2 protein-coding genes are annotated in these 1740 nt (G+C 50.5%); both read right to left on the reverse strand.

Features of this window, described 5'->3' with window-relative positions:
* Window positions 1-122: 122 nt before the first annotated feature.
* Window positions 123-1232, reverse strand: coding sequence for a PepSY domain-containing protein (locus tag H8S45_RS15705; protein ID WP_186950565.1), 1110 nt, complete (start codon window positions 1230-1232; stop codon window positions 123-125).
* 40 nt (window positions 1233-1272) lie between these two features.
* On the reverse strand, window positions 1273-1740 hold a 468-nt coding region (locus H8S45_RS15710; protein ID WP_186950567.1), incomplete at its 5' end, for a PepSY domain-containing protein.

Consider the following 1740-nt stretch of genomic DNA (forward strand, 5'->3'; position numbering starts at 1 on the left):
AATGAAAGAGCATTTCCATGATAACAGAAAAAATTGTCGAATGGATAGGAAGCTTGTCCTCTGCAAGCACCTGCGTAAACAAAAGACAGGGAAAGCCGTCTATCGGCCTCCCTGCCCTTCCCTTAGTCGTAAATAGATTCTACACTCCAACTCACAAAAGCACCGGTATTTGCATCGATCTCAAACTCATACTCCATAGTGTTATAATAGATGTCACCTTCGTATACCCAACGGCCATCATCAAAGTCCAGCTTGAATTTATAAATGTTAGCGGACGACGCCCCCGGCACCTTTGCCAGCGCCAGTTCTTTAGCGCGCGCTTCACTCACTGTCACACCCACGGACGCGCTGCCCTGATTGCCGGCTGGACGGTAATTCTCTGCGTCAAAATCATAGCTGCGTACCGCTCCGGTAGAAGCGTCAATCTCGTAGTCGTATTCCATGTATCCCGTCCCGTTTGCTTCGATGAATTCCACTTCATATACTGGGCGGCCATGCTCATAGTCAAACGTACCCTTTACAAAGGTAACTTGCGCCGCAGTCTTTCCCGCGTGCTTCAAAGCTGCCTGCTTTGCCTGCTCCAGTGTGATTGTACCCGCGGGCGTAGACGGAGTCGCGGGATTTACGGGTGTAGTCGGATCGCTCGGAGGCGTTGTTGCAGGGTTCGAGGTATCAAAATCCGTTACTTCGCCGCCAATGGATGCATTGCTGTTCAGGGAAACCGTTTGGGCCGCTTCGTTCCAGGACACCGATTTGCCCATGATCTCCCCAATCGCACGGATCGGCAGATAGATGGAGCCATTGTAGACCGCAGGATCGCACACCTTGCCATTCACATCATAAAATGTGCGATCTACCCCATCAATAACAATCGTATAGTTCGGCTCCATTGTCAGGTTGACAGCAGCTTCCTTTGCGTTACGGTCTGGGGTGCCGGTTGCGTTGCCGGTCGTACGGGTGCCACCGATCGTCGCCGTATAGCTGCTTTCATCCCAGTTAACATTTTTATTCATCAGTTCGCCAATCGACCGCAGCGGGATATACGTCGTACCCCCGCAGCTGATCGGATGGACCTCCTGCCCCTGCACATTGTAGAATGTACGCTCCACCCCGTCTATCTGAACCCGAATATCCGGATTGAGCTCCGCCGCTACCGTATAGGAGCCGCTGGCCGCAAATGCGGAACCGCACAGCAGGGATGCCAGCGCCACCGTGCAAATCATCTTTTTCATTTTGTTGTCCTCCCCTTCGTTATCATATCTTAAAAATAAATCAGTCAAAAACCGATTCTGCTTCCCATTCGAGAATCGTACCGCTGTATGCGTCGATCGAAAAATCATATTCTATGTTCTGATAAATAATCTTTCCCTCATACAGCACCCAACCATCATCATAGTCCAGATGGAGCCTTATGTCTCTTTCCGTTGCACCGGATACCTTAGCCAGTGCGATTTGCTTTGCTTCCTGTTCCGTTATCTGCTGCCCTGATTGCGCACCTTGCTGGAACGGCGTATAATTTTCCGCATCATAGTCGAAGCTTCGGACCGTTCCCGTTGCTGCATCGATCTCGTAATCATATTCCGTATTCGTTTCGGCAATGTAAAATTCCACATCGTATACCAGAACGCCATCATCATAATCCAGCTTTGCCCACAGGAATGCCGCATCGCTCTCCTTAATCTGAGCATGTTCCAGAGCAATCTGCTTCGCCTGTTCCTCACTGATCTGGGTCGTTGGCTG

Origin of the sequence: Agathobaculum faecis (assembly GCF_014287995.1) — a bacterium.
GTDB classification, from domain to species: domain Bacteria; phylum Bacillota; class Clostridia; order Oscillospirales; family Butyricicoccaceae; genus Agathobaculum; species Agathobaculum ammoniilyticum.